Raw genomic sequence first — 21,095 nt, forward strand, 5'->3', positions numbered from 1 at the left:
CCAGATTTGACAATAACTCGCGGCGAGATGGCTCCCGCCCTCAAGGTTCTTCTGGGCCCAGATGCCGTTGGCTTGTCGGCTAATACGGTTTCGCGTTTAAAACGCGATTGGGCCAATGAATACGAGGCTTGGAAAGGCGCTGAGTTAGATGACGAGCCCATCGTCTATATCTGGGCCGACGGCGTTCACAGCGGCCTTCGGGGCGAGGATGACAAGCTCTGTGCCCTTGTTATTATTGGGGTAACTGCCCGTGGCAAGAAGCGATTTCTGGCAATTGAGGATGGGGTGCGCGAGTCCACGCAGAGCTGGCGCGAGGTTCTGCTTAACCTCAAAAGCCGAGGCATGAATGCGCCCAAACTGGCCATCGGGGACGGTGCCATGGGGTTTTGGGCGGCCATGGACGAAGTCTATCCTGAGACCCGCCATCAACGCTGTTGGCAGCACAAAACGATGAACGTGCTCAATTGTTTACCCAAGCTGTCTCAGCCAAAAGCCAAGGCCGCGCTGCACGACATCTGGCAGGCCGAGACCAAAGTCGATGCAGAAAAGGCGTTCGATCTGTTCATCAAAACCTACGAACCCAAATATCCCAAGGCCACACTATGCCTGCAAAAAGATCGTGAGGAACTCATGGCATTCTTCGACTTCCCGGCGCAGCATTGGCAAAGCATCCGCACTAGCAATCCAATTGAATCGGCCTTCGCGACGATCCGGCATCGTACCAAGCGTTCAAAGGGCTGCCTGTCACGCGATGGCATGCTGCACATGATGTTCAAACTGGGGCAATGTGCTGAGCAAAATTGGAGGAAGCTACGCGGCTTTGACTACCTCGCAAAAGTCATCACAGGCGTCACGTTCAAAGACGGAATCGAAACCACAAACCCCGACCAGATCACCGCATGACCAACAATACTCAAACACCAGATTTGACAATAACTCCGCAAAAAGACTCCCAAAGGAGTAAGCCCCACGAAGGGGAGTCATTCTGTAATTATGAAATTGCTCAATAAGCCGTAGGCAGCAACATTGATGCTCGCCCGACAGATTCTCTATTAAGGGAGCGGTTATTAGCACGCAGAGTCCTAATTCACCTAATGCAGTATTAGGTAGGTTCTCTTGCAAGGAAATATTGTTGTATACATGTCACTATTATTGGCGCTCATTCAACGCTAGTCATAAGGCTAACAAGTACCCATGTAATAGGTCAGTGATTATGACCTAAAAGGTTGAGTTTAACTGTAATTCCCCTACGGGGGTATATCGGCATCCATAGGCTCTGATAACATTAGCAAACTACCTGATATTCCGGCCAATGTCCTTGCCGAGATGCTGTTGAAGCACTTGAGTTTTCGCTGGGGGGGGGGGCATAAGACCGTGGGGCTAAATGGTGCGTGTTGCCTAGCTTGGAATGACCCACAGGACGCACTACAGGACCCCCTTAGCTGCTATCTCTGCCTTTATGTAGGAGGCAGTCGGAGAGCGGTCAAAGCACGTTTGTAAGCCATCAGAAAAATTGATAGGCTAAAGCGAGCTAAAATGCTATGAATGACATATCTAGATGCTAAACGCCTAGATCACAGCCAGTGATATACCCCTCACTGATGACAGGAAATCTAAGGTAGAATGTATTTAGAAGGGACTTACTGTCGACCTTTCGACACCCCAAGTAACGACAGTAAGCCCCGACAAAGATTTTTCGATGAAGCCTGATAGTGCGATGCTGGAATGTCTGACCTCGGCGCTTATAGGTCCAAGTAACGTTATTTGATAAGAGAGTGTTCTTTGCTCATCGTAACCACTGAGGAGTGTAAGATGAGACTTACAACTGGAATGCGCTAAAGAACCGTCAGCGAGGCTCCTCGGAACGTGTCAACGACTTTGAGACAGTGGCTTTTGGACTTTAGGCTTGGGTTTCTTCGGTTGGTTTTGGTGGGTTGATCCAGACGGCGGTCGGGATTTGAGGCGGTTTTGGTGGTTTGTGTACGAAGCGTTCGGGCGTGGCGAGGAATGCCGCGTCTAGTGTTGCTTGTCGCGCGGTGTAGATTTCTTGGGCCTGCCCAAAATGGATTTGGTCGGGCGTCATCAGACCAATCCCGGCGTGATGATGGTCTTGGTTATACCATGCAAAGAACCTGCGGCAGAATGCGCGAGCCTGCTCGATGGTTTCAAAGTTCTTGGGGAACTCTGGCTGATATTTCAGTGTTTTGAAGTGGGCTTCGGAGAACGGGTTGTCGTTTGAGGTGTGGGGCCGACTGTGGAACTTGAGCACACCAAGATCAACCAGCATCAGGGCTGTCGTCTTTGCCTTCATGGGCCCACCGCGATCTGCATGCAATGTCAGCTGATCGCGTGGAACCTCGTGTTTTTCCATCGCGTCGATGAACAGCTCTTTGAACTGGCTGGCGCTCTCCGCGTGCTCGACGCGCCAGCCAACAACGCGGCGGCTGAAGATGTCGAGGATGACATAGAGATAGAAGTAGGACCATTTCACCGAGCCCCTCAGCTTGGTGATGTCCCAAGACCAGACCTGATTGGGGGCTTCAGCTAGAAGTTCAGGCTTTTGATAGACGGGATGTGTGCGCTGTCGGCGGCGTTCGCCAACTTCGCCCTGCGCGGCCAATATCCGATACATCGTGCGGATTGAACACAGATAGGTGCCTTCATCCAGCAAGGTGGCAAAGACCTCTGTGGGCGTCTGATCCGCAAAGCGGGGTTCGCGCAGGTGGTGCAATACCTGGTCTCTTTCCCTTTCCGGCAGAGCCCGCGAAGACGCTGCGCGCGGTGGGCGTGTGCGTGGTGGTGCCGTCAGCGCCGCACGCTGTCGAAGAACGCTCGCGCGCGATAATGATAGCGCGGCGCAGACAGCCGAGGTCAAGCCGCTGCCGGTGGGCAATGCAATCGCGACGGCCATCATGATTTGCCGCTGCGCTCTTGCGTCTGCTCCATCTCGTCCAGAAGTCCCACCACTTTTTTTTGGATGGCAATGATGGCTTCCGCCTGATCCAGACGGCGCCGCAAGGCTGTCACCTCACGGTTGGCCTTAGCCAGCTCAGCTTGCAATGGATTGGCAGGTGCCTTTTGTGGGCCACGGCGCATTGGCTGCAATGCACCCAATGTGCCGGCCGCCCGCGCACGGCGCCAATCGGTCAGTGCAGAGGAATAAAGCCCCTCCCGCCGTAGAATGGCGGAAACCCCGCCAGTGTCTGCCACTTGGTCCGTCTCATCCAGAATGCGCAGTTTGTATTTGGCTGTGAAGTTGCGTCGCTTCGGGATGCTCGTCAGTTCCGCTGTGGGAGCCAACGGCGCATTAACAACGCGGGGAGGCGACGTCGGGGCCAAAACGGCTCCAGATCCAGCATCTGGCGAAAGTGGTGATTGTGAAGGCATAACCATGGGTTCGTTCTCCTACGCCCTCAAGTGTAAACTTTAGCCAGTCAATTGTCTCACGCTTATTGGCACGGAGGGCCTTCCCTAAAGTCTTCCCTAAGTTAGGTACACTCAACTGACGGCTCTTGCTTAGTAGCTTTTTCACTTTACCGGTTTGGATTGAGTGGCACTGGACGGATGCAACTCGCTCTAATGTCTGGTTTAGCTCCACTACTAAGCCTAAAATGTAGCTGAAGCTGTTGAGTCTGTAATAGTCCAGTAAGAGTAGGAAGGTGGGCCAAAAGAGAGCAGGCATATCCAATCGAATAGCTGTTTGAGTTAGCTTTGGCATGTGCGAGCTATGATCCAATGATCCATTCAAAAAACCGTGGGTGGAAATCAAAGAACCTCTCAAGCGCTGACACCAGATAATGAGTCCATAAAGGTCTAACCCAAACCAGACAGTAAGAAAACCTCCCTAAAGTGTCTATTTAGACTTGATCCTGACTTTGTAGACGGTATTCTATAAAGGTCTAGAATCATAGGAGACTAAAATGTCTGTTGTTGGATATCGTCGCGTTAGCTCAGTTGATCAAAACTTTGACCGTCAAGACCTTGGGGCTGTTGATAAGCTCCTTGAGGAAAAGCTGTCTGGTAAGAACGCTAAAGATCGCCCAGCGCTGAACGCAATGTTAGATTGGGTGCGAGAAGGTGACTCTGTGTTGGTTCACAGCATTGATCGCTTAGCTCGTGACTTGCGTGACCTGCAAACCATCATCCAGACATTGAACGATAAAGGCGTCTCAATCACCTTCAAAAGTGAAAGCCTTACCTTCTCTGCCAGTTCAGATGATGCCTTCGCAAAGTTACAGCTACAAATGATGGGTGCGTTTGCTGAGTTTGAACGCAATATCATCCGCAAACGCCAAGCTGAGGGGATTGCCAAGGCTAAAGCCAAGGGGCTGTATCAGGGCAGACCCAAGACTGTTGATGATGCTAAGGTGAGGGAACTCAAAGAGTCAGGTATGGGGGCTACTGCTATTGCCAAGGAATTAGGTATCGGTCGAGCTACGGTTTATAAGAGCTTGAATGCTTAGAGGGGCGACCATACGACTAGGTCGGCTCTCTTTCGCACTCTGGCAAGGCCCAACCCGGCAATTGAATATTCCACGGCAATTCCGCCAAGACCTCGTCCATAACCTCAGCCGTAAGTTCTGCTACCTCACAGGCATAGTCAGCGTTAGTTTTGCTGGGGTTTGCTTCCAACCACTCCCGCCTATCGCGTTCTTCAAAATAGCCAACAGCCGCGATGCCTGCCAATGGTACAGAAGTGACTATTCGCCGTAGCCTTGCTTTGGCTGCCAATCTAGCGATTTGTCTTCGGTTTTGGGCCACCTGAGTGATCGCAGCTTTGGACATTGTTGCTACCCGCATGGTTTGGTTGACGGCCCATATAGACGCCGAGACAGCCAGTGAAGTCAGCGAAACTATCAAAAACAATACAAATGTGGTGTTTCGTAGAAGGCGAAGCAATTTCATACCACTTTATTCAAAGGGACAGCGAGCGAGATTTTTATCATGGTAAGGCCCTTGGAATGGATGGTTGGTGTCTGTGAATCTTAAATTGAGACGGCATTCTACTCAAGTCTATGCCACCAAGTATTCCTTCGCCAGCCAGTCTTAGTGAAAACCTCTCTGCTTGCTCACAGGGTTTTACAAACCAAAGGATCACCTTCGTACGCATTGTCTTGCGGCCATATCTGACGTGTTGAACCGTTTATGTTACCTCTATGTCGCAGGCCAGAAGGGTTGAGCAAGTATACGAAAAGGACAACACTTGGAATAGAACGTTAAGAACAAATCCGCTGAGTGTAGGGAAAGCCAAGTTAAGAGCTAGTGGTGAGGCAATAAAGCGACCACGGCTTTAGGGCACGGGCTAGGCAGGCTTGGCGCGGGGGTGAACCAAAATAACCATGACTGGTTCGGGTGTCACATCTGTAGCTATAGCCACTGATACGAGGACGATCATGAAGGCTGGAAATTATTCGATGCAACGCTTCGAACTGAATAATTAAATTATTAACACTTATGGACACCTACACCATGAAATTAATGAAAATCACACCTCATTTATCCAAAGCTGAAATGGCGTGCCTTCTTGCGAACCCATTTTCCCTACCATCGATGGCAACCACATTCGAGGCCGAGATTGGCAAGGCTATCCTCAAGGCTGAACGCAAGGCGAAACACGTCCAAAACATGCCAAACGTGGGGACCAACTTCGGCGCGGGGCGTTTAAATGCCAAAAAGTGGCTTATAAAGGTTCGTGAGTTGGTTTCCGCCCTAGAGGGAAGGCCCCCACAGAGTCGCTTTCAGCTTGGCGTGATTTTGGGATGCACGAAAGAAACGGCGGTAAGGCGGGCGCAAGAGGCAATCAAACAAGGGCTGGTCTGCAGGATTACAGCCAAGGGTCACAGCGCCAAGGACCCGATATTTCGCTACACCATAGCGAATGTACAGCCGCGGACCAACGAGGAAGTGGCATACATGCAACCAAATAAAGACGCCAGAAGTCGTGAAAAAAAGTGAGCGGCCAACGTGGGACCCTCTCACGAATAATGAAACGGATTCGCTCAGGGCAGGTACCGACACTGATTTCCTAGGTCTGCACTGACAAATGATATCTGTAACTCAATTTTCGTATCAGGTGGTTTGCCCAACTCTGAAGTGTCAGGCCCTAGTACATCAGAGATACTTCTGGCTGAACTGATCAACGAAAATGCTAGCACAGAACTTGAGATATTGATCGAATCTGGAATGTTGCTGGAGACGCTTGAGCAGATGGCCAAACAGAGGGGGATGTATGAGGATGGTGATCCATATGATTGCGACGCGTAGTTGGTTTCTGAGCGGCAACCACATGGGACCCTCAGATCACTGGCAAACGATTAGCTCAGGGCAGGTATCCACATCGCGCGACAACATAAGGAAAAAGTTTTGCCCCCAGATATTAGCCCCGTAGAAGCACGTAATTCTCATCTGCTGATGGTTCCTAGAAAACACCCTACATGCACCGTATGGCGCACAACAGGGCCTCTCAGGGCCACCCTAGGTCAATGTATCGGGTACAAGTGACGCCATACAACAATTCAGAGGCATCTGAGAACCACAGAGAGCGTCTGAGTTATTGTCAAATCTGGTGTTTGAGTATTGTTGGTCATGCGGTGATCTGGTCGGGGTTTGTGGTTTCGATTCCGTCTTTGAACGTGACGCCTGTGATGACTTTTGCGAGGTAGTCAAAGCCGCGTAGCTTCCTCCAATTTTGCTCAGCACATTGCCCCAGTTTGAACATCATGTGCAGCATGCCATCGCGTGACAGGCAGCCCTTTGAACGCTTGGTACGATGCCGGATCGTCGCGAAGGCCGATTCAATTGGATTGCTAGTGCGGATGCTTTGCCAATGCTGCGCCGGGAAGTCGAAGAATGCCATGAGTTCCTCACGATCTTTTTGCAGGCATAGTGTGGCCTTGGGGTATTTGGGTTCGTAGGTTTTGATGAACAGATCGAACGCCTTTTCTGCATCGACTTTGGTCTCGGCCTGCCAGATGTCGTGCAGCGCGGCCTTGGTTTTTGGCTGAGACAGCTTGGGTAAACAATTGAGCACGTTCATCGTTTTGTGTTGCCAACAGCGTTGATGGCGGGTCTCAGGATAGACTTCGTCCATGGCCGCCCAAAACCCCATGGCACCGTCCCCGATGGCCAGTTTGGGCGCATTCATGCCTCGGCTTTTGAGGTTAAGCAGAACCTCGCGCCAGCTCTGCGTGGACTCGCGCACCCCATCCTCAATTGCCAGAAATCGCTTCTTGCCACGGGCAGTTACCCCAATAATAACAAGGGCACAGAGCTTGTCATCCTCGCCCCGAAGGCCGCTGTGAACGCCGTCGGCCCAGATATAGACGATGGGCTCGTCATCTAACTCAGCGCCTTTCCAAGCCTCGTATTCATTGGCCCAATCGCGTTTTAAACGCGAAACCGTATTAGCCGACAAGCCAACGGCATCTGGGCCCAGAAGAACCTTGAGGGCGGGAGCCATCTCGCCGCTGGAGATCCCTTTGAGGTAAAGCCATGGCAAGGCCGCTTCCAGCGTCTTCGTGCGGCGCACATAGGGCGGCACCAGGGCAGACCGGAATGTCACCGGTGTGCCGTCCTTGGACCGAACCTTTGGAATGCGCACGCTCACAGGGCCAATGCCCGTTTGAAACGGGCGGGCCGGATGATGTCCATTACGCACGACTGCCGCGTGACCGGCATCGGTGCGTAAGCCGGTAAATTGCGCCAAATAACTGACAAGCTCAGCCTCAACTGCTGTCGCGATCAATTGTTGTGCTCCCGTTTTCAGCAACTCCGTCAACGCGTCCGTCATCTCGTCTCGACGCGCAAAATCAACAATGTTAGTAGTTCCCATGGTGGTGTATCTCCTTTGGTTGGGCTGCTGTCTTCCAACAACAATTCAACCAGATACGCCGCCAACCTTCAAACCACTCAAACACCAGATTCAGTCATAGCTCACGGATTGATCCCGTGTTGAGCATGTTTCGGATGCGTGCAAGCCTGTCGATGCTCTAACCGTCACTCACTTCGAGGCATGGATGCGCCAAGGCTAAGTAGATATTCAGTGGCTTTAAGGTTTTATCACCGATAATTCTGTATGGAATTACCACGTAAGGCCATGATGGTTTTGAGTTTTTTGCAAATCTATTGCGACCGTCCTGCCCAAGATTACTCAGATCCCCAGTTGAGCCCGCAAGTAGTCCCTTCCATACATCATTGACTGACCCTTTGATGTGGTTTTCTGCGGTTGGCTGTTCTGCTGCTTGGGGAAGACTGCTTCTGGTGGGTCTTGAGGCGGTTCTGCAAAGAAGATGGGATCGTTATAGGGATCGTCCTGGACAAACTCAGTCACCACAGAGGCTGGGCCAACGCGTCGCTCTGCCCTTGGTTTGGGTGGTGTAGTGATCGGCACTTTGGCTGGTGCAGCCTTGATGAAGGTCTGGGTGCCGTAAGTGCCGTAGTTATAGCTCTTCTGGCCGGTCCCTCCCGAAAGCCCTTGGCATAGCCGAGAGGCGTAAGGTCAGACTCACCCCTAGGGTTCACATCAGCACCAGCATTTAAGAGGATTATGACGTTCTCAGTGGTGCAGTTCTTAGGTGGAGTATGAAGGTGTGAGGCCACAATGCATTTGTTAGCAGCCCCACTGGTCGTTCCTATTTAGCAGCTTGCTTTGCTTCGTAAGCAGCTTTCTTCCCAAGGTACTGTTCTTCTGTCAGATCATGCCAACCTACACAGTTCCCATTTGGGCTACGCCCACATCCACATTCAGCCATTACAAACTCCTTTGTTTTGCATACTTCAATAAGGGGTTCTTGGACTGCTACAGGCAAGTAGCGTCATCGCACAGTGCCTGTGCAACTGTGCACGGGCGGAACAGACGTGACCTCTGTAACGGATGATCCCGTGTTGAGCATGTTGCGGATAAGTGCAAGCCGTAAGTCTCACTTGCTGACGTTGATCTAGAAAATACCATACGCGCACTGTATCATGCCTACAGGGCCTCTCAGAGCCATTCTAGGTTAATGTATCGGGTGTAAGTGAGGCCGTGCGGTAATTCAGAGGCAGGTACCCCGACCAATCTCCGAACTAAAAATTAGACATTTTGCAAAATAATAATACCGACGGATACTATATGTGAGCCTCTATGTGACACTACGATATTATCTAAGTCATTGTAAATAAAGGTAACTGCGGAGATTTGACCGACCCGCTATATCTACTGATCCGCTGGCGACAGCTGGCCGATTGCGAACGTATACTCCCGCGCCTGAATTGACCTGAGGTTTTCCCCTCAAATCACTTTGTATTCCTTGAGCGATATGACGCGGAAGTTGTCGGTGACGGTGTCGCGGAACTCTGGCCATTTTTCTGGCAGGGTCTTGCGGAAGAAGTCGAAAATGGCCTCTGTGAATTGGTTGAACGTTGCATAGTGCCGATTGTGGGTGACCCATTTGTGCATAACACCCCAAAGACGCTCGATCGGGTTGAGGTGCGGTGCATATGCTGGCAAGAAATGCAACTTCACCCGACGTTCTGGGCTGTCCAGCCATGGCTGTAGTATCTTGGCATGATGATAGCGGGCATTGTCGACAAAGACGTGGATGGCCGTCTTGGTTTGGTTGTTGCGTTCCAACTTTTCCAGCATCTGTCGGGTTGTCTGGGCATTGATCTTCTCGCCTTCCACAAAGGTGACCTGGAAAGTCTCAAGGTCAAGCGCGCCCTGAATGTTGAGCCGCTTGCGCCCTGATGTCGCCTTCAGGGCCGTCTTTTGTCCCTTGGGGAACCAACCATGGGCGGGGCGGCTCTGGTGTTCGGGGTGGACAGCGTCCGAAAAGACAACCATCTCATCTGCGGCCAACCCGTTCATCAGGGCCTCATATTTGGCAATAAACGCAGCCTGCTTGGCTTCATCGGCCTGTGCAGGCAGCAATTGTGGTTTCTTATACGCGAACCCCAGGCGGCGCATCAGCTTGGCGGCTCCCGACGTGCTGTAGTTTTGGTCGCACTCGGCTAGAACATAGGCACAGACCTCATCGGCATTGCGGGCAGGCTGCGCGGTGAAATGGGCTCTCACCGCCTGCTCTTGCACGACGGACAAATGACCCTGACGCTGGCTGTAGTCCTTCAGACCGAAAAACGATAGTCCCGCACCGGCAAAGGCTAATCGCCACTCCGTCAAAACTGTCGGGCCAATATCCAAAATCCGGCAAACCGTTCCGGCGTCTTCTCCTGCGTCCAAAAGAAAAAACGCGCGCGCCCGTTTCCAAACAAGGGCGTCAACTTTGCGGCGGCGGCAAAGCGCTTCAAGTGCTATGCGCTGCTCGTCGGATAAGGAGACTGTTTTGTATTGCTTGCTCATAAACTCAAAATACAGACTGAACCGCCTTTGGCCATGCGACGAAGTGAATCGCAGGCCCAAAATCGTCAGGTCAATTCAGGCGCAGGAGTATAGTTAGTTCGCGCAGAAGTTTACGGCGCATGGCCTCTGCGTAGGCGTCAAACCCCAACGCCGTTTCAACAAAGGCGTCGGGTCCGCGAATTACATAGGCGATGTAGTAGGACGTCAATTCTGCGATCTGCAGGTTTCTATTGTTGCCGGTGATGTTGTCATCAACGCCAATAACCAGCCCATTAACCGTGACACCAACGGGGCTGTCGGAGACGTCTTGTGGTCGCAGCCCAGTGTTTGCTTTGCCGTCGCTGGAAATATCGAGGGTGCGGGTCCAGCAATCGGGTTGCTGATCGAGCAATGCAAACCCTGCCAGCAGTGCAGCACCAAGGCCGGTGCTTGGACCCATCGCTGCGCGTTGTGTTGTGCGAAGGGTTGATTGAATGGCAAAAAGATCAGATTGGGATGCGATGTCTGTCCAGCCAACGATCAGGCGTTCATCGCCCGGATCAGACCACTCATAGACCGTGATGCGTATTGGTGCGCCGCGCTGTCCCAAAAGGGCCGCCGTGACTTCAGGATCAGCCAAAGCCAGTGCGAGGCCGTCCAGTTGCAACCGATATTCCCGCGCATCAACGGACCCAGACACATCAAGCCCAAGCGCCAACGCCTGCCGACAGCTTGATTGGGCAGATAATGGGCTGGCAAGGAGAATAGTCAGAAGAAACACCGCGCGAAAGACTGTTGCGCGTCTCATCCGCCATCTGCCAAATTTTGATCTATCATTTGTACGTCGCTTTGGTGCGGTGCGTTATTTTGCCCCAACATCAACACACCCAACTCGCGGATCAGTTTGGCCTCCATCGCGCGGGCGAAATCCTCAAATCCATCGGCGACTTCGACAAAGGCGGATGGGCCGCGTATAACTTCGCGGGTGTAATAGTCGACCAAGTCGTCTTGGGCTTCGCGGGTGTCGATGTCTTCGGGCACGTTGATCACCAATCCATTGACTGTGATGCGGTCAAACGCGAACGCACCGTAGGCACGGCTTGGATCGAACCCTTCATTATTACGACCGTCACCGGACACGTCAATTTTCTGAAAATCACAGACTGGCGCGCGGCGCAGCATCGTCGCGGCGTAGCCCAATGCGTAGCCCAACGCGGTTGGGAAATCGTCATGACTGCGCGGGGTAGTGGCGATGCGATTTGCAACGCCAGCCAATGTCGACAGGCTGTCGATCAAGATCCAATCTTGCACAACCAACTGGTTATAGCGGCCAGACCATTCAAAGACCGCCAGAGCCACCGGATCATCTGTGGCGAAAAGGGCGGCTTGAACCTGCGGCGCCATCAACGCGGCCGACAACCCGCTGCGCTGCAATGCGTCTTCTTGCGCGCTGACCGATGACGAAACATCCATCGCCAAAACAAGCGCCAATCGGCAAGCCGCGGCACTCTGTGACCAGAACGTCGCGATGCCTGCCAAAAGGCACAGTCTGATCAAGGATTTACCAATGACCGGTGTTCTCCATGCTGGCCCAAGGTTCTGCTTTCGCAAGGGACTCGCCCGCCTGCAACAATTCGATCGACACGTTGTCAGGACTGCGCACAAACGCCATATGGCCATCACGGGGCGGGCGGCTGATGGTGACGCCGTTGTCCATAAGATTTTGGCAAAGCTCATAAATATTGTCGCAGGTATAGGCGAGGTGCCCAAAATGCCGGCTGTCTGACGGCAGCCCGTCATCACCGTCCCAATTGTAGGTCAATTCGACATCTGCGTAGCCGTCGGCCTGATCGGGCGGGCACATAAAGACCAGCGTGAACCGCCCGCCTTCGGACTCGTTGCGCCTGCGTTCGACCATGCCGAGCATTTTGTAAAAAGCGATAGACGCATCAAGGTCTTTGACCCGTACCATGGTGTGTAGAAATTTAAGGGACATGATTTTTCCTATGTTGGTTGCCGTAAGCCTAGCACGTCCGGCGGAGCTGACCAGTGGTCAGAAACTGGAGCGCAGGTTGAGCCCGAGTTGCGCGCCTTGCGTGTCAAAGCGCGCCACCGAAGAGATTGTGCGACGCGCTTTTACTTTCCACAAACGGGATTAAAGCCACCGGCTTCCAGCCGGTCCGCTTTAGCGTAATGTACTATAATCTTCCCTCTCATTTTTAAGACCCCGCGAAGCGGTAAGAGTCTTAAAAATGAGAGGGAAGATTATGATCTATTCCACAGGAAGCCATACCAAATTTTATCACCGATTTCACGTCGTCTGGACAACAAAATACCGATACAAAGTTATGCGCGGTGAAATGCGTGAGCGTATCCGTGAAATCATTATCCAAACATGCCAAGAACTTGGCGTGCATATTGAGACGGGCGTATTGTCGACCGATCACGTCCACATGTTCATATCGGTCCCGCCTCAGATAGCTTTGTCAAAGGTGATGATGCGGATCAAGGGACGCTCGTCTTATAAGATACAGCGCGAGTTTCCCGAACTGCGCAAACGGTACTGGGGCCAGCGGTTTTGGGCTCGCGGATTTTTCTCAACAACCAGCGGCAATGTCACTGACGCTGTCATACTTCAGTATCTTGAATTATACTCCCGCGCCTGAATTGACCTGAGGTTTTCCCCTCAAATCACTTTGTATTCCTTGAGCGATATGACGCGGAAGTTGTCGGTGACGGTGTCGCGGAACTCTGGCCATTTTTCTGGCAGGGTCTTGCGGAAGAAGTCGAAAATGGCCTCTGTGAATTGGTTGAACGTTGCATAGTGCCGATTGTGGGTGACCCATTTGTGCATAACACCCCAAAGACGCTCGATCGGGTTGAGGTGCGGGGCATATGCTGGCAAGAAATGCAACTTCACCCGACGTTCTGGGCTGTCCAGCCATGGCTGTAGCATCTTGGCATGATGATAGCGGGCATTGTCGACAAAGACGTGGATGGCCGTCTTGGTTTGGTTGTTGCGTTCCAACTTTTCCAGCATCTGTCGGGTTGTCTGGGCATTGATCTTCTCGCCTTCCACAAAGGTGAACTGGAAAGTCTCAAGGTCAAGCGCGCCCTGAATGTTGAGCCGCTTGCGCCCTGATGTCGCCTTCAGGGCTGTCTTTTGCCCCTTGGGAAACCAACCATGGGCGGGGCGGCTCTGGTGTTTGAATCCAAGCAGCGTCCGAAAAGATAACCATCTCATCTGCGGCCAACCCGTTCATCAGGGCCTCATATTTGGCAATAAACGCAGCCTGCTTGGCTTCATCGGCCTGTGCAGGCAGCAATTGTGGTTTCTTATACGCGAACCCCAGGCGGCGCATCAGCTTGGCGGCTCCCGACGTGCTGTAGTTTTGGTCGCACTCGGCTAGAACATAGGCACAGACCTCATCGGCATTGCGGGCAGGCTGCGCGGTGAAATGGGCTCTCACCGCCTGCTCTTGCACGACGGACAAATGACCCTGACGCTGGCTGTAGTCCTTCAGACCGAAAAACGATAGTCCCGCACCGGCAAAGGCAAATCGCCACTCCGTCAAAACTGTCGGGCCAATATCCAAAATCCGGCAAACCGTTCCGGCGTCTTCTCCTGCGTCCAAAAGAAGAAACGCGCGCGCCCGTTTCCAAACAAGGGCGTCAACTTTGCGGCGGCGGCAAAGCGCTTCAAGTGCTATGCGCTGCTCGTCGGATAAGGAGACTGTTTTGTATTGCTTGCTCATAAACTCAAAATACAGACTGAACCGCCTTTGGCCATGCGACGAAGTGAATCGCAGGCCCAAAATCGTCAGGTCAATTCAGGCGCAGGAGTATAGGACAGGCTTTCGCCAGTTATCTCGGGCGCGGTGGCGAGCGCACTGTTGGACATGACATAGGTGCGTCCGTAAATGCCAAACTCGAGTGACGTGCGTGCGGTCGCTGTTTCAGCGATGCGGTAGCGCAGGTCCGTTCGCAATGAAAATTCGACGCCGGACAAAGGAGTTTCATCCGCAGGCACGAGCCACTGAATCTCGCTCAGGTATCCGGGCAAGTAGGCAAAACTGATCGCTTCGTTCGAGTTGCCCGAGTTGACGTTACTCGAGGGCATAATGCCAAAACTGATTTCAACAGCCAACGCATTCTCTTGACGGACTCGTCGAAAGGCGTTGATGGCGACCTGTTCGCTTTGCGGGTTTGGCGCGATTTGAATAGCGCGGCGCAGCCAAAACTGGGACCGCAAAAACCGCTCACTTTGTGCGAAAACATCTGCAACAACGAGCGATGCCATGAATTTTTTGGACGGTGTTCGGGCTTGTGATAGTGCGGCTTGCGCGGCGCGTTCCGCGGCGTCGATTTGGCCTAAGGCCATTTCCGCACGTGCAAGTGCGACGAGAGCAGTGACATCAGTGGCGTCAGCCCGCAGGAGACCAAGTGCGATTTCACGCGCCGCACTCGGTTGCCCGATAGACGTGAGCCGATTGGCCAAGACCCGTGCTTCTTGGGGAGAAACCCGTTGTTCGGATTGTTGCGCGCCCACCGTTGATGGCAGGTGGGCGGTCCCGATAACCAAAGCCAGACCAAGCGCCCGAATACCGGCCACGAGAGTGTTATGCGGCCCCACCACCGATTATTCTTGGTCAGCCACAAAAAACCCAATTTCACGCGCATTGTATTCCGCGGCAATGGGTTCGGTACGGGTGGTCGTGCTGCCCTTGCGTGTGGCACCGTCGGGCAGGTCACTGTCCTCAACTTCGAGCAGGCCAACGTCGATGCCAAAGTTGACTAGACCCTGCAAGAAGTCCGGATCCGATATTTGGAGACCATTTACGGTTCCCGTTCGAGGTGGATTTCCATCAGTTGTGACAATTTCCCATTCAACGATTTCATAGGTAACGGTCTGAATGTCGGCCACGCCTTCCATCACCAAATAGCCGCCCATTTCTTCGCCGTTGGGCCCTGCGATCAGGCCTTCGTGAAAACCTTGGTCACGAACGTCACCTTTACTATTGTAGGTTTCTACTCTGCTGTCTTCCCAGACGCCAGTTTCGGTATCAAAGCTCACTTCAAAAAGTGTGATGTTGGGCAAATCGCCGACCATTGTGTCGCCGGTTGGTTGGCGTATGCGGTTGGTGACGGAGCCAATGATATCACCTTGCAGGCCGTCACCAGGGAAATTCACATCAAAATCATCAATGTCGAGGAGTAAACGCACATCGCCAGTGATCAATTCTAGCCCGCTTCGTTCGGCATAGGTGCGGGTGCCCGCATAAACGCCAACGTATACATATTCATTGCTGCTGGGGAGGTTGAAATCGGACCGATTAATGTTTGCGCCCGCGTTGCCGAAATTGCCCCAGTCGCGACCCGCTGCTGATGTTGCATCCGTGTAGTCACCCTGAAGGAACACTGCGTAGTGTTTGATCTGGCCGGTCGTGGCTGTTTGGCGGCTTTCGTAGATGCCGGTCGTTAGCCCAGTAGGTGAGACGGTTTGCTTCCAGCCACCGCATCATAACGCCCCGCAGGGCCGTCAAACGGCAGGTTGTTGATGATCAGATCATCGTCAGTGGGATCGTTCGGTGTGCCATTGTCGTCATAGACAACCGAATTCATTGTCAGGCTTGCCGCCGGATCAAACGCGAACTTGCTGTCGACACTGGTGTTTGGATCTTTCTAGTCAAGTGCCTCGGTCTCACCAGTTGGTGCGGTCGCTTCCAACATAAACGGATTAGTTCCATCACAGCCAGCCAACGCTGCGGTGATGGCCACGGCGGTTATTAGTCTGCTCATGACAAGACATCCTCAAATATTACTCGCGTTTCTCGCGTTGTTGGACAGACAATCCGAGATTGCGCGGCCCAAGTCAACGCACCTTGCGGCTGAACTCCCGCGGGATATGGCGGTTTTCGACGCGGTGTTGCACAGATACAGTATGCCAGACGCAACCGCGCAGAATCACCGCACACGTTGCCACATCTATGCAAAGGACGACCCCATGCCCGTGACCCCCGACCAACAGGCCGAAATTGACGAACTCCGCAGCCAGACAAAGCCGACATTGCGCGCCGTTTCGCCAGGGATGGAGAAACATTTGTATGTGGCGCATGACGTTCTGGACCATGGGTTCGTGCGCGTTGTCGATTATATGGGTGACGACGAAGCGATTTGTCAGGCGGCGCGCGTCAGCTACGGCAAAGGCACCAAGTCGGTACAAAACGACGAAGGCCTGATCCGCTATTTGATGCGCCACTGGCATTCCACCCCGTTTGAGATGTGCGAAGTCAAACTGCACGTCAAATTGCCCGTCTTCGTGGCCCGCCAATGGATCCGGCACCGCACCGCCAACGTCAACGAATACTCCGCACGGTATTCGATCCTTGATCGCGAATTCTACATTCCACGGGCCGAAGACCTCGCGGCGCAATCGGTCATCAACAACCAAGGCCGCGGCGAAACGTTAAGCGGCGATCAGGCCGAACAGGTCCTGCGCTACCTCAAAGACGACGCCAACCGCGCCTATGACCACTATGAGGACATGATTTCGGAGGTCGACGCAGACGGAAACGCCAAACAGGGCCTCGCACGCGAACTTGCCCGCATGAACCTGCCCGCCAACATCTACACGCAATGGTATTGGAAAGTGGATTTGCACAACCTGTTCCACTTCCTGCGCCTGCGCGCCGATAGCCACGCCCAATACGAAATCCGCGTCTACGCGGACGCGATTTGTGAAGTGGTCAAAGACTGGGTCCCCGCCGCCTACGGCGCGTTTGAGGACTACCGATTGGGCGGCGCAAATTTGAGCGGCAAGGCCGTTGAGTGCGTTCGCAAGATGGTCGCTGGAGAAAAGGTGACGCAAGAGACGTCAGGCATGAGCAAGGGTGAATGGCGTGAGTTTATGGGGGTTGTTGAGGGGTGAGTGTATCATCTCGGTTTGACGATTTTTTGAGCGAACTAACTCAGACTGCGATACAGTTGGACAATGGAAGAAATCGCCGCAAGCGTGTCATCGGCGCATTAAACAGGCATTATCATGCCTCCTCATCTGAAACACTGAATTCAACCTTCATCGGTTCGTGGGCGAAAAGCACACAAATTAGACCTCCACGAGACGTCGATGTGCAGTGGTATATGCCGATGTCACTATACACAGAGTCCTCGATCATCCGAATTTTGGCGGGTTGACGTCTGGACGTAGACCGATTCAGCTATCTGCATGATCCGTCCCGGTTTTCTTTCTCCCACGGAGCGCCTTGAGCTTGAGGTCTGTGTTCGCAGTCAACGCGAAGATCATGGGGTTGCACGGCGTGCAAATGCGCTTCTTTTGCTTGATGATGGGAAGTCCTGTCAGGTAATCGTGGAATTTCTATATTTGGACGACGACACCGTTCGCGGCTGGCACAAAACCTATCGTGAAAACGGCTGGGATGCGCTTGCAGTTGATGGCTGGAAAGGCGGTCAATCTCGTATGGCCGCTGACCAAGAGGCGGCATTATGCGACTGGCTGGACGGCCGCTTCTGCCACTCGTCGGTTGAGATAAGAGCCCACGTTTCAACAAAATTTGGCCTGCGCTACTTGCACTCTGGCTGCATCAAGCTTCTTGCCCGGTTGGGGTTTGAATATCGCAAGCCCAAGGCCCTGCCGCGCGTTGTCTCTGCTGAAAAGCAGGCCGCATTTATCACATTGTACGAACGTCTGATGGGCGATCTGGGCGCAGATGAAGCCGTCTATTTCGCTGATGCTGTACATCCTGAATATCAGACAAAACCCAGCCATGGCTGGGTAAAGGCAGGATCAAACCCGGCGATCAAAACTACAGCAGGGCGTGGCCGCGTAAACATCCATGGCGCGCTGAACCTCGAAACCTTCGACACGCCCTTTGTCGAGCCAACCACCGTGGACGGCGTTAGTGCCGCGCAACTTCTGGCCAAGATTGAGGCTCGCAATCCCGACAAGCGAATGATCCACGTTATCTGGGACAATGCCGCTTATCACAAAGGGCCAGATGTCAGTTCCTTTCTCGCAAGGCCAGACTGCCGCATACATCTTATCCAGTTGCCGCCATATTGCCCGCATCTCAACCCCCTTCTCGGCAGATTGCTGCGCAATCGCCTGTCAGCAATGATCGAGCGATTATGGGCGGTCATGCATCAACATGTGACGCACAATCGATATCACCCGACACAAAAACAGTTCGCGAATGCGATCCTGAAATTCTTTCGCGAAACCATCCAAAATGAGTGGAAAACCTTCCGTAGCCAAGTCTCAGACAATTTCCGCGTCATAACTCATGAAAAATTTCGGGTTTTGCCGTAGCTGCGGTATAAAACAAAAATATGATGACCGCTTGGGTAACCAACAGTCGATGCTACTTCAAGAAATCAAGGTCGTCTTACTCGCAAGTTTTCCAAGAACTACTGTAAAGGGTTCTGGCCCGATAGTTGAAGTGGGGTTCTCGGATTACAACGTTGAAGTGGCACCTGTTTGGGGACTCGAAAACCAATTCTCCTATGTTTGTATGACGGCAAATGGTGGGAGCTATGAAAGAGCGGATTATCATGTCGAGACGAATGCCATTTCGATATCTAACACGATTACAAATGGGAATACTCGGCATCTCGTCCGAATGATGGAGTTATTGTCAAATCTGGTGTTTGAGTATTGTTGGTCATGCGGTGATCTGGTCGGGGTTTGTGGTTTCGATTCCGTCTTTGAACGTGACGCCTGTGATGACTTTTGCGAGGTAGTCAAAGCCGCGTAGCTTCCTCCAATTTTGCTCAGCACATTGCCCCAGTTTGAACATCATGTGCAGCATGCCATCGCGTGACAGGCAGCCCTTTGAACGCTTGGTACGATGCCGGATCGTCGCGAAGGCCGATTCAATTGGATTGCTAGTGCGGATGCTTTGCCAATGCTGCGCCGGGAAGTCGAAGAATGCCATGAGTTCCTCACGATCTTTTTGCAGGCATAGTGTGGCCTTGGGGTATTTGGGTTCGTAGGTTTTGATGAACAGATCGAACGCCTTTTCTGCATCGACTTTGGTCTCGGCCTGCCAGATGTCGTGCAGCGCGGCCTTGGCTTTTGGCTGAGACAGCTTGGGTAAACAATTGAGCACGTTCATCGTTTTGTGTTGCCAACAGCGTTGATGGCGGGTCTCAGGATAGACTTCGTCCATGGCCGCCCAAAACCCCATGGCACCGTCCCCGATGGTCAGTTTGGGCGCATTCATGCCTCGGCTTTTGAGGTTAAGCAGAACCTCGCGCCAGCTCTGCGTGGACTCGCGCACCCCATCCTCAATTGCCAGAAATCGCTTCTTGCCACGGGCAGTTACCCCAATAATAACAAGGGCACAGAGCTTGTCATCCTCGCCCCGAAGGCCGCTGTGAACGCCGTCGGCCCAGATATAGACGATGGGCTCGTCATCTAACTCAGCGCCTTTCCAAGCCTCGTATTCATTGGCCCAATCGCGTTTTAAACGCGAAACCGTATTAGCCGACAAGCCAACGGCATCTGGGCCCAGAAGAACCTTGAGGGCGGGAGCCATCTCGCCGCTGGAGATCCCTTTGAGGTAAAGCCATGGCAAGGCCGCTTCCAGCGTCTTCGTGCGGCGCACATAGGGCGGCACCAGGGCAGACCGGAATGTCACCGGTGTGCCGTCCTTGGACCGAACCTTTGGAATGCGCACGCTCACAGGGCCAATGCCCGTTTGAAACGGGCGGGCCGGATGATGTCCATTACGCACGACTGCCGCGTGACCGGCATCGGTGCGTAAGCCGGTAAATTGCGCCAAATAACTGACAAGCTCAGCCTCAACTGCTGTCGCGATCAATTGTTGTGCTCCCGTTTTCAGCAACTCCGTCAACGCGTCCGTCATCTCGTCTCGACGCGCAAAATCAACAATGTTAGTAGTTCCCATGGTGGTGTATCTCCTTTGGTTGGGCTGCTGTCTTCCAACAACAATTCAACCAGATACGCCGCCAACCTTCAAACCACTCAAACACCAGATTCAGTCATAGCTCCGAATGATGAAATGCTGACAGGGGCAAAATAATGTCCCACTGCGTTCCTTTTATATTGAATTGCTAGCGATTGGTTTTCTCGGACAATGGCCACATGCTGGCAACTCCAAGACCTACTATGATTGGATGTGCAGAGACTTTTTTAAGTACATTTTGGAACGCGAGAATTCTAACGTTTACGCGCCTGGTACGAATGAGGCTATGCCAATAGGTGATGCTTGGTCTGCCAAGGCGCGGACGGCGCAAAAGAATGCCTGTTCCGCGATTGAAAATGAGGCTTCAGACGTTGCATTGGCTAGCGTCTATTGGCGGTATATTTTCGGACCACAGATGAAGTTTAGGAGCGAATAGTGTCGATAGAATTGTTGAAAGAATGTAAACGTCAGGTTGAGAACTGCGAAACCACCGCGGCTGGAATGTTTGCTGTAGTGAAGCGATTGTCATTTTGGCGGCTTTGGATGTCGGCTTCAGGGGTGGTTTTTGGAGCATTTTCTGGCATCAGTCTCCTTGAGGCGCAAGCAAGTCAGGCGTGGATAATTGTCGCGTCATTGTCTGCATTCTTAGCGGGCTTAATGCCAACACTGATCAAGGCACTTGGGCTAGATGAAGGTATAGCGGACGCGCGGGCGTGTGCAGGTGAATTTACTTTCCACAAACGGGATTAAAGCCACCGGCTTCCAGCCGGTCCGCTTTAGCGTAATGTACTATAATCTTCCCTCTCATTTTTAAGACCCCGCGAAGCAGTAAGGGT

General features: G+C 52.8%; 17 protein-coding genes and 2 pseudogenes. 8 read left to right on the forward strand and 11 right to left on the reverse strand.

Annotated elements, in window-relative coordinates; all coding sequences use genetic code 11:
* Positions 1–12 precede the first annotated feature (12 nt).
* Positions 13–903: pseudogene (locus OA238_RS03580) on the forward strand (IS256-like element ISOan6 family transposase); the annotation flags it as partial.
* A 997-nt stretch (positions 904–1,900) separates the two neighbouring features.
* On the opposite strand, the gene OA238_RS03585 reads toward OA238_RS03580, so the two are convergent.
* Positions 1,901–3,393, reverse strand: a protein-coding gene (locus tag OA238_RS03585; RefSeq protein WP_085982728.1) for an IS3 family transposase whose coding sequence is annotated in 2 segments (ribosomal slippage) — positions 1,901–2,943 and positions 2,943–3,393 — 1,494 coding nt in all. Because the reading frame shifts where the segments join, the coding sequence is not laid out codon by codon here.
* Between the two features lie 527 nt (positions 3,394–3,920).
* Here OA238_RS03585 and OA238_RS03595 point away from each other — a divergent pair.
* Entirely contained in the window at positions 3,921–4,463 is a 543-nt protein-coding gene (locus tag OA238_RS03595) for a recombinase family protein (RefSeq protein ID WP_015494117.1), read from the forward strand.
* 16 nt (positions 4,464–4,479) lie between these two features.
* Here OA238_RS03595 and OA238_RS03600 read toward each other — a convergent pair whose 3' ends face one another.
* Positions 4,480–4,905, reverse strand: a complete 426-nt coding sequence (locus OA238_RS03600) for a hypothetical protein (RefSeq protein WP_015494118.1) — start codon at positions 4,903–4,905, stop codon at positions 4,480–4,482.
* A gap of 564 nt (positions 4,906–5,469) precedes the next feature.
* Here OA238_RS03600 and OA238_RS03605 point away from each other — a divergent pair.
* Positions 5,470–5,955, forward strand: a complete 486-nt coding sequence (locus tag OA238_RS03605; protein ID WP_144055819.1) for a hypothetical protein — start codon at positions 5,470–5,472, stop codon at positions 5,953–5,955.
* Between the two features lie 628 nt (positions 5,956–6,583).
* On the opposite strand, the gene OA238_RS03615 is transcribed toward OA238_RS03605, so the two are convergent.
* From OA238_RS03615 to OA238_RS03640, 5 genes are all read right to left on the reverse strand, one after another.
* Entirely contained in the window at positions 6,584–7,831 is a 1,248-nt protein-coding gene (locus OA238_RS03615; RefSeq protein ID WP_015494120.1) for an IS256-like element ISOan6 family transposase, read from the reverse strand.
* Between the two features lie 1,437 nt (positions 7,832–9,268).
* On the reverse strand, positions 9,269–10,336 hold the full coding sequence (locus OA238_RS03625) for an IS630 family transposase (RefSeq protein ID WP_015494121.1): 1,068 nt from the start codon (positions 10,334–10,336) through the stop codon (positions 9,269–9,271).
* 70 nt (positions 10,337–10,406) lie between these two features.
* The gene (locus OA238_RS03630; protein WP_015494122.1) at positions 10,407–11,123 is read right to left on the reverse strand and encodes a DUF1194 domain-containing protein; all 717 of its coding nucleotides are present in this window, start codon (positions 11,121–11,123) and stop codon (positions 10,407–10,409) included.
* A complete protein-coding gene (locus OA238_RS03635) occupies positions 11,120–11,854 on the reverse strand; it encodes a DUF1194 domain-containing protein (protein ID WP_015494123.1) in 735 nt (244 codons plus the stop codon). The genes OA238_RS03630 and OA238_RS03635 overlap by 4 nt, the downstream gene beginning before the upstream one ends.
* A gap of 22 nt (positions 11,855–11,876) precedes the next feature.
* Positions 11,877–12,311 (reverse strand): VOC family protein, encoded by a 435-nt coding sequence (locus OA238_RS03640; RefSeq protein WP_015494124.1) that lies wholly within the window; start codon positions 12,309–12,311, stop codon positions 11,877–11,879.
* A 271-nt stretch (positions 12,312–12,582) separates the two neighbouring features.
* On the opposite strand from OA238_RS03640, the gene tnpA reads away from it, so the two are divergent.
* Positions 12,583–12,981: an IS200/IS605 family transposase gene (tnpA, locus tag OA238_RS03645; RefSeq protein ID WP_015494125.1), complete on the forward strand. Its 399-nt coding sequence runs from the start codon at positions 12,583–12,585 to the stop codon at positions 12,979–12,981.
* 20 nt (positions 12,982–13,001) lie between these two features.
* Here tnpA and OA238_RS29650 read toward each other — a convergent pair.
* The 3 genes and pseudogenes from OA238_RS29650 to OA238_RS03665 all read right to left on the reverse strand — a co-directional run bounded on the left by OA238_RS29650 (position 13,002) and on the right by OA238_RS03665 (position 15,734).
* Positions 13,002–14,070: pseudogene (locus OA238_RS29650) on the reverse strand (IS630 family transposase).
* A 65-nt stretch (positions 14,071–14,135) separates the two neighbouring features.
* Complete coding sequence (locus OA238_RS03660; RefSeq protein ID WP_144055821.1) at positions 14,136–14,948, reverse strand: hypothetical protein; 813 nt, start codon at positions 14,946–14,948, stop codon at positions 14,136–14,138.
* 6 nt (positions 14,949–14,954) lie between these two features.
* Positions 14,955–15,734 carry a hypothetical protein gene (locus tag OA238_RS03665; RefSeq protein WP_015494127.1) on the reverse strand — a complete coding sequence of 260 codons (780 nt, stop codon included), beginning with the start codon at positions 15,732–15,734 and terminating at the stop codon, positions 14,955–14,957.
* A 585-nt stretch (positions 15,735–16,319) separates the two neighbouring features.
* On the opposite strand from OA238_RS03665, the gene thyX reads away from it, so the two are divergent.
* The 3 genes from thyX to OA238_RS03675 are packed head-to-tail and all read left to right on the forward strand — an operon-like array spanning position 16,320 to position 18,641.
* The gene (gene thyX, locus OA238_RS03670) at positions 16,320–17,243 is read left to right on the forward strand and encodes an FAD-dependent thymidylate synthase (RefSeq protein WP_015494128.1); all 924 of its coding nucleotides are present in this window, start codon (positions 16,320–16,322) and stop codon (positions 17,241–17,243) included.
* Entirely contained in the window at positions 17,240–17,509 is a 270-nt protein-coding gene (locus tag OA238_RS34910; RefSeq protein WP_420806478.1) for an SMODS domain-containing nucleotidyltransferase, read from the forward strand. The genes thyX and OA238_RS34910 overlap by 4 nt, the downstream gene beginning before the upstream one ends.
* 31 nt (positions 17,510–17,540) lie before the next feature.
* Positions 17,541–18,641, forward strand: a complete 1,101-nt coding sequence (locus tag OA238_RS03675) for an IS630 family transposase (RefSeq protein ID WP_015494129.1) — start codon at positions 17,541–17,543, stop codon at positions 18,639–18,641.
* Between the two features lie 352 nt (positions 18,642–18,993).
* Here OA238_RS03675 and OA238_RS03680 read toward each other — a convergent pair whose 3' ends face one another.
* Positions 18,994–20,241: an IS256-like element ISOan6 family transposase gene (locus OA238_RS03680; protein WP_015493820.1), complete on the reverse strand. Its 1,248-nt coding sequence runs from the start codon at positions 20,239–20,241 to the stop codon at positions 18,994–18,996.
* Positions 20,242–20,694: 453 nt separating this feature from the next.
* Between OA238_RS03680 and OA238_RS03690 the strand changes: the two genes are divergently transcribed.
* Complete coding sequence (locus OA238_RS03690) at positions 20,695–21,009, forward strand: hypothetical protein (RefSeq protein ID WP_044036240.1); 315 nt, start codon at positions 20,695–20,697, stop codon at positions 21,007–21,009.
* Positions 21,010–21,095 lie beyond the last annotated feature (86 nt).

Origin of the sequence: Octadecabacter arcticus 238, assembly GCF_000155735.2 — a bacterium.
Taxonomy (GTDB): domain Bacteria; phylum Pseudomonadota; class Alphaproteobacteria; order Rhodobacterales; family Rhodobacteraceae; genus Octadecabacter; species Octadecabacter arcticus.

Bases quoted from the DNA above. Each gene is read 5' to 3' on its own strand.
- OA238_RS03595 (WP_015494117.1), top strand. From the start codon at position 3,921: ATGTCTGTTGTTGGATATCGTCGCGTTAGCTCAGTTGATCAAAACTTT.
- OA238_RS03600 (WP_015494118.1), bottom strand. From the start codon at position 4,905: ATGAAATTGCTTCGCCTTCTACGAAACACCACATTTGTATTGTTTTTG.
- OA238_RS03605 (WP_144055819.1), top strand. From the start codon at position 5,470: ATGAAATTAATGAAAATCACACCTCATTTATCCAAAGCTGAAATGGCG.
- OA238_RS03615 (WP_015494120.1), bottom strand. From the start codon at position 7,831: ATGGGAACTACTAACATTGTTGATTTTGCGCGTCGAGACGAGATGACG.
- OA238_RS03625 (WP_015494121.1), bottom strand. From the start codon at position 10,336: ATGAGCAAGCAATACAAAACAGTCTCCTTATCCGACGAGCAGCGCATA.
- OA238_RS03630 (WP_015494122.1), bottom strand. From the start codon at position 11,123: ATGAGACGCGCAACAGTCTTTCGCGCGGTGTTTCTTCTGACTATTCTC.
- OA238_RS03640 (WP_015494124.1), bottom strand. From the start codon at position 12,311: ATGTCCCTTAAATTTCTACACACCATGGTACGGGTCAAAGACCTTGAT.
- tnpA (WP_015494125.1), top strand. From the start codon at position 12,583: ATGATCTATTCCACAGGAAGCCATACCAAATTTTATCACCGATTTCAC.
- thyX (WP_015494128.1), top strand. From the start codon at position 16,320: ATGCCCGTGACCCCCGACCAACAGGCCGAAATTGACGAACTCCGCAGC.
- OA238_RS03675 (WP_015494129.1), top strand. From the start codon at position 17,541: ATGATCCGTCCCGGTTTTCTTTCTCCCACGGAGCGCCTTGAGCTTGAG.
- OA238_RS03680 (WP_015493820.1), bottom strand. From the start codon at position 20,241: ATGGGAACTACTAACATTGTTGATTTTGCGCGTCGAGACGAGATGACG.